This is a genomic window from Nitrococcus sp. (assembly GCF_059432795.1).
Genome location: NZ_JBXWZQ010000207.1, coordinates 1 through 6,438 on the forward strand (window position 1 = coordinate 1; position 6,438 = coordinate 6,438).

General features: G+C 58.8%; 5 protein-coding genes. All 5 read right to left on the minus strand.

The features are described 5' to 3' along the window. A partial coding sequence (locus AC52Q4_RS14585) for a GTP-binding protein (RefSeq protein ID WP_495535969.1) occupies positions 1 to 124 on the minus strand: 124 nt, incomplete at its 3' end. Between the two features lie 55 nt (positions 125 to 179). Next, positions 180 to 2,273, minus strand: a complete 2,094-nt coding sequence (gene fusA / locus AC52Q4_RS14590; protein WP_495537529.1) for an elongation factor G — start codon at positions 2,271 to 2,273, stop codon at positions 180 to 182. A gap of 20 nt (positions 2,274 to 2,293) precedes the next feature. Continuing rightward, positions 2,294 to 2,764 carry a 30S ribosomal protein S7 gene (gene rpsG, locus AC52Q4_RS14595; protein ID WP_495537530.1) on the minus strand — a complete coding sequence of 157 codons (471 nt, stop codon included), beginning with the start codon at positions 2,762 to 2,764 and terminating at the stop codon, positions 2,294 to 2,296. A gap of 47 nt (positions 2,765 to 2,811) precedes the next feature. After that, positions 2,812 to 3,186 (minus strand): 30S ribosomal protein S12, encoded by a 375-nt coding sequence (gene rpsL / locus AC52Q4_RS14600; protein WP_495537531.1) that lies wholly within the window; start codon positions 3,184 to 3,186, stop codon positions 2,812 to 2,814. A gap of 139 nt (positions 3,187 to 3,325) precedes the next feature. Then, positions 3,326 to 6,438, minus strand: a 3,113-nt coding sequence (gene rpoC / locus AC52Q4_RS14605) for a DNA-directed RNA polymerase subunit beta' (protein ID WP_495537532.1), incomplete at its 5' end; no start/stop codon positions are given.

Genomic DNA, 6,438 nt, shown 5'->3' on the forward strand with positions numbered 1-6,438 from the left:
CACCGTACCGCGACGACAAAACCTTCGTCATCGCCGCCGTCAACGTCGTCTTGCCATGGTCAACGTGACCAATCGTCCCAACATTTACGTGCGGCTTGGTACGCTGAAACTTCTCCTTGGACACGGCTCATACCTCTTCGCTCAAAGCTGTTGCAAATCCACTTTCGGCATCGACCCCGTCAGGAGGCCTTTTGGATTATCTCGCTCGCAATATTGGCTGGCGCCTCCGAATAGCCGCGGAATTCCATTGTGTAAGCCGCCCGGCCCTGCGTGGCCGAGCGAAGATCCGTGGCATACCCGAACATTTCCTTCAACGGTACTTCAGCGCGGATGATCTTACCCGACGGAGTGTCTTCCATACCCTGCACCGTGCCGCGACGGCGGCTGACGTCGCCCATTACGCCCCCCATGAATTCCTCGGGGGTAACGATCTCCACCTTCATGATCGGCTCGAGCAATACCGGGTTGGCTTTCATGAACGCCTCCTTGAAAGCCATGGACCCTGCAATTTTGAAGGCCATTTCCGAGGAATCCACGTCATGATACGAACCGTCGAACAGCGTCACCTTGAAATCGATGACAGGATAACCGGCGAGCACTCCGTTCTCCATCTGCTCACGGATGCCCTTATCCACAGACGGAATGTATTCTTTCGGAATCGTACCGCCGACGATGGCGCTGACGAACTCGTAACCTTTACCTCGCTCCTGGGGCTCCACCCGAAGCCAGACGTGGCCGTACTGGCCTCGCCCACCGGTTTGCCGAATAAACTTGCCTTCCGCCTCGGTCTGCTTGCGGATGCTTTCACGATAAGCAACTTGGGGTTTGCCGACATTGGCATCGACCTTGAACTCTCGCTTGAGCCGATCGACGATGATCTCGAGATGCAACTCCCCCATGCCTGAGATAATCGTCTGACCTGACTCCTCGTCCGTGCGCACGCGAAAAGAGGGATCTTCTTGGGCGAGTTTCTGCAAGGCGACGCCCATCTTTTCTTGGTCGCTTTTCGTCTTGGGCTCGACTGCCACTGAAATGACCGGCTCCGGGAACTCCATGCGCTCCAGGGTGATTTTCTGGTTCGGATCACACAGCGTATCGCCCGTACTGACATCCTTGAGGCCAATTGCGGCCGCGATATCACCCGCCCGGACCTCCGCGAGCTCTTTCCGCTCCTTCGCATGCATCTGCACGATCCGCCCGAAGCGCTCCCGCTTATCCTTCACCGGATTCCATACTGTGTCGCCGGAGCGAACAACGCCGGAGTAGACCCTGAAGAAGGTCAGCGTACCCACATACGGGTCAGTGGCAATCTTAAAGGCGAGCGCACTGAAGGGCTCTTCATCCGAAGGATGGCGTTCAGCACTCGCACCATCCTCGAGCTCACCGCGAATCGAGGCGACGTCAAGAGGACTGGGCAGGTATTCGACCACCGCGTCCAACAATGCCTGCACGCCCTTATTCTTGAACGCACTGCCACAAAGCACAGGCACGATTTCATTGCTCAAGGTGCGGATCCGCAGTCCTCGATTAATCTCCTCGCAGGAGAGGTTCTCCTCGTCGAGATAACGCTCCATCAGTTCTTCGTTGGCTTCAGCGGCTGCCACGACCAGCGCCTCGTGGTAATGCTGGCAGGCCTCCAGCATGTCCGCGGGCGGGTCTTCCTGTTTGTACGTCGCCCCCTGGGTGGTATCGTCCCAGTAGATGGCTTTCATACGAATCAGATCGACGATACCAACGAAGTCCTCTTCCGCGCCGATCGGCAACTGCACCGGAATCGCCTGCGATCCGAGACGTTGCCGAATTTGCTTGACTACACGGAGGAAATCAGCGCCGGCGCGATCCATTTTATTCACGAACGCAATTCGCGGCACTTCGTAACGATTGGCTTGCCGCCACACGGTCTCGGATTGCGGCTCGACACCACCCACAGCACAAAAGACACCCACGGCACCATCGAGTACCCGCAGGGAACGCTCCACCTCGATAGTGAAATCCACGTGGCCCGGGGTGTCAATTATGTTGATCCGCGTCTCTGGATACTGCTGATCCATGCCCTGCCAAAAGCAGGTCGTGGCCGCGGAGGTGATCGTGATACCCCGCTCCTGCTCCTGCTCCATCCAATCCATAACCGCAGCGCCTTCGTGAACCTCGCCGATTTTGTGCGAGATACCCGTATAGAAGAGGACGCGCTCCGTCGTCGTCGTCTTGCCGGCATCGATGTGCGCCATGATGCCGATGTTGCGATAGCGCTCGATGGGAGTTTTGCGTGCCACAGCTAAATAACCCTGTTGCGTTACCAGCGGAAGTGCGAGAAAGCCTTATTCGCTTCGGCCATCCGATGAGTATCTTCACGCTTCTTTGCCGCAGTGCCCCGGTTCTCTGCAGCCTCCTGCAATTCGGCAGCCAACCGGTGTTGCATGGTCGTCTCGCTCCGCTTCCGGGCTGCATCAATTACCCAGCGCATGGCCAAAGTCATGCGTCGTTGCGGCCGAACCTCCACAGGCACCTGATACGTAGCACCGCCGACGCGACGGGATTTAACCTCGACCACCGGCCGCACGTTATCGAGGGCAGACTCCAAGACGGCCATCGGCTCGCCGGCACCGCGCTCCTGTATTCGGGTTAGGGCGCCGTATACGATCTTTTCTGCCACCGAGCGCTTACCGTCGCGCATCAACATGTTCACGAACTTGGTCAGCAGCTCGCTTCCGAATTTAGGGTCCGGAAGCACCTTACGCTTGGGGACTTCCCTTCTCCGTGGCATCGCCTCTACCTGCTTAGCTCGAGTTCAAAACCGCAACATTATCGGCGTCAGGCCTTGGGCCGCTTCGCGCCGTATTTAGAGCGCCCCTGCCTGCGTTTGTTCACACCGGCGGTATCGAGCGATCCACGCACTACATGATAGCGCACTCCCGGCAAATCCTTCACCCGGCCGCCCCGGATCAAGACAGCGGAATGCTCCTGCAAGTTATGTCCTTCACCGCCTATATAGACAGCCACCTCGTAGCCATTCGTCAGACGAGCTCGCATGACTTTGCGCAAAGCCGAATTCGGCTTCTTAGGTGTGGTTGTGTAAACGCGCGTGCAAACGCCGCGCTTTTGCGGACAACTCTCCAGCGCTGGTACATTGCTTTTCGACGCTCTGCGCGTGCGCCCCCTTCTGACCAGCTGATTGGTCGTCGCCATAAGTCGTTTACTCCGCCTGAAAACAAACGACAGGCCGGGGAGTCCGGCCTGTCGAAGGTGCGCTAGTGTAGACACCCGCATCGAAGGTGTCAACTGAAAGCACTGATGTCATCGGCCGCTGCCCCGGCGGCCGAATCCTTCATTCATCGCTGGGCTCGGGGTTTCCGTCGTCCACCGACGAGGTTTCCTCCTCTACCCGCTCTACGGGCGCAGTGGGCGTTGTTGGGGCTGGCCCAGGACCGATATACCGAATCCGCTGGCGTTCCGCGTGATAGGCGAAACCCGTTCCCGCAGGTATGAGCCGACCGACGATTACGTTCTCTTTGAGGCCACGCAGATCATCACGCGCCCCACGCACAGCAGCTTCGGTGAGCACCCGTGTCGTCTCCTGGAAGGAGGCCGCGGAAATGAACGAGTCCGTTGCAAGCGACGCCTTGGTGATGCCGAGCAGCACCGGTTCCAACGTCGCCGGCTCCTTGTCGGCATTTTGCAGACGCTCATTCTCTTCCGTCACGCGCCCCCAATCGAGCTGCTCGCCGCGGAGATAACGTGTATCGCCCGTCTCTCTGATTTCGACCTTGCGCAGCATCTGGCGCAAGATCACCTCGATATGCTTGTCGTTGATCTTCACACCCTGGAGGCGATAGACGTCCTGTATTTCTTTGACCAGATAAGCGGCCAACTCCGTAACGCCCAGCAACCGGAGAATGTCATGGGGATTGGGCTCCCCATCGGCGATCACTTCGCCTTTCTCCACGTGCTCGCCCTCGAAGACGGTCACGTTGCGCCACTTCGGTATCAGTTCCTCGTAAGTCTCGCCATCCGCCTGCGTGATGACCAGCCGTTGTTTACCTTTGGTGTCCTTACCGAAACTGACTGTCCCGGAGACCTCAGCCAGGATCGCCGGCTCCTTGGGCTTGCGTGCCTCGAACAGATCGGCAACACGCGGCAACCCGCCGGTGATATCGCGCGTTTTCGACGATTCCTGCGGGATGCGGGCAATGACGTCACCGACATCGACCTCCGCATTATCCGCCACGCTGACGATAGCGCCGGCAGGCAGATAATAGTTGGCCGGAATGTCCGTTCCCGCCAGATTGAGATCGTGACCGTCGGCATCGACCAGCTTGATCATCGGGCGCAAATCTTTATGCGCCACGCGTTCCTCGGATTGTTTGCCTTCCGCGCTAACGACCGACCGGCGGTATTCACCGCTTCCACGCGTTTTCGGGTCTGTTACGACCAGGCTGCTCAAGCCAGTCACGTCGTCAAACTGACGATTAACGGTCACACCCTCGACGAAGTCATAAAATCGCAGCCAGCCCTTCACCTCAGTGATAATGGGATGAGTATGCGGATCCCAGCTCGCGACCACTTGTCCGACCACTGCGCTGTCGTTGTCAGCCACCGAGATGGTCGCGCCATAGGGAACTTTATAGCGTTCCCGCTCACGGCCGTGTTCATCCATGATGGTGATCTCGCCCGAGCGAGAAACTGCAACCAGGTTTCCGCTGTGGTGTTTCACCGTCTTGATGTTGTGCAGCCGCACGGTCCCGGCGGACTTCGCCTGTACATTGCTGACCGATGCCGAGCGTGAGGCCGCACCGCCGATATGAAAGGTCCGCATCGTTAGCTGAGTGCCGGGCTCGCCAATCGACTGCGCGGCAATGACACCCACTGCCTCGCCGATATTGACGCGATGGCCACGGGCGAGGTCACGCCCATAGCAACTGGCACAGACTCCGTACCGGGCATCGCAGGTGATCGGCGAATGCACCCAGACTTCGTCTACCCCCTCGGCCTCCAAACGGTCCACGAGATTTTCGTCCAGGAGCGTGCCGGCCGATGCCACGACCTCATCGCCCCCGGGCTGCAAGATATCCTGAGCCACCACCCGCCCAAGGACTCGCTCGCGCAACGGCTCTACGACATCGCCGCCCTCGATCAGCGGCGTCATCCTGAGACTCCGAGAGGTCCCACAGTTGGGCTCGGTGACCACGAGATCCTGAGCAACGTCCACCAGCCGCCGCGTCAAGTAGCCCGAGTTGGCGGTCTTGAGCGCGGTATCCGCAAGGCCCTTACGGGCACCGTGAGTAGAGATGAAATACTGGAGGACGTTCAAGCCCTCACGGAAGTTGGCCGTGATCGGTGTTTCTATAATGGATCCGTCCGGCTTGGCCATCAGCCCGCGCATGCCGGCAAGCTGACGAATCTGTGCTGCGCTTCCGCGAGCCCCCGAATCCGCCATCATAAAGATAGAGTTGAACGACTTCTGCTCGACTTCGTTCCCCTCGACGTCGCGGTTGATCTCCTTGCCGAGTTTTTCCATCATCGCCCGCGCGACTTGATCATTGGTATGCGACCAGATATCCACCACTTTGTTGTAGCGCTCACCGTTGGTCACCAACCCCGAGGCGTATTGATCCTCGATCTCCTTAACTTCCTCCTCAGCGCGCTTGAGAATCTCTTCCTTCTCTTCGGGAATAACCATGTCATCGACGCCGATGGACACCGCCGCACGGGTCGACATATAGAAGCCGAGATACATCAAACGGTCGGCGAAGACCACCGTGGCCTTGAGGCCGAGGCGGCGGTAGCAGGCATTGATAATTTCGGAGATGGCCTTTTTCGTCATGTCGCGATCGACCATGTCGAACGGCAACCCCTCCGGCACGATATCATGGAGCAACGTACGTCCAACCGTCGTGCTTACCCTCTGAAAACTCTCCCGCAACACGCCATCATCCTGCAAATCCGTCTGCCGGATGCGCACTTCGATCCGCGCCTGCAGATCGACCTTCCGCGCCTCATAGGCACGATGCAACTCAGCAGTGTCGGAGAACCTCATGCCACTGCCGAGCGCGCCCACGCGCTCACGGGTCATGTAGTAAAGGCCGAGAACGATATCCTGAGTGGCACCGATGATCGGCTCCCCATTGGCCGGTGAGAGCACATTGTTGGTCGACATCATCAATGCCCGCGCCTCGAGCTGCGCCTCCAGCGACAGAGGTACATGCACGGCCATCTGGTCACCGTCGAAGTCGGCATTGAATGCCGGGCAAACGAGAGGATGCAACTGGATCGCCTTGCCCTCGATCAGCACCGGTTCGAATGCCTGAATCCCCAGCCGGTGCAACGTCGGGGCACGGTTGAGCAGCACCGGGTGCTCACGGATGACTTCCTCGAGTATGTCCCACACCTCGGGAGCCTCGCGTTCCACCATCTTCTTGGCTGCCTTGATGGTCGTCGCCA

What these genes read in the sequence shown, in the direction of transcription:
- rpsG (WP_495537530.1), bottom strand. Translation starts at nt 2,764, where the DNA reads ATGCCACGGAGAAGGGAAGTCCCCAAGCGTAAGGTGCTTCCGGACCCT.
- rpsL (WP_495537531.1), bottom strand. Translation starts at nt 3,186, where the DNA reads ATGGCGACGACCAATCAGCTGGTCAGAAGGGGGCGCACGCGCAGAGCG.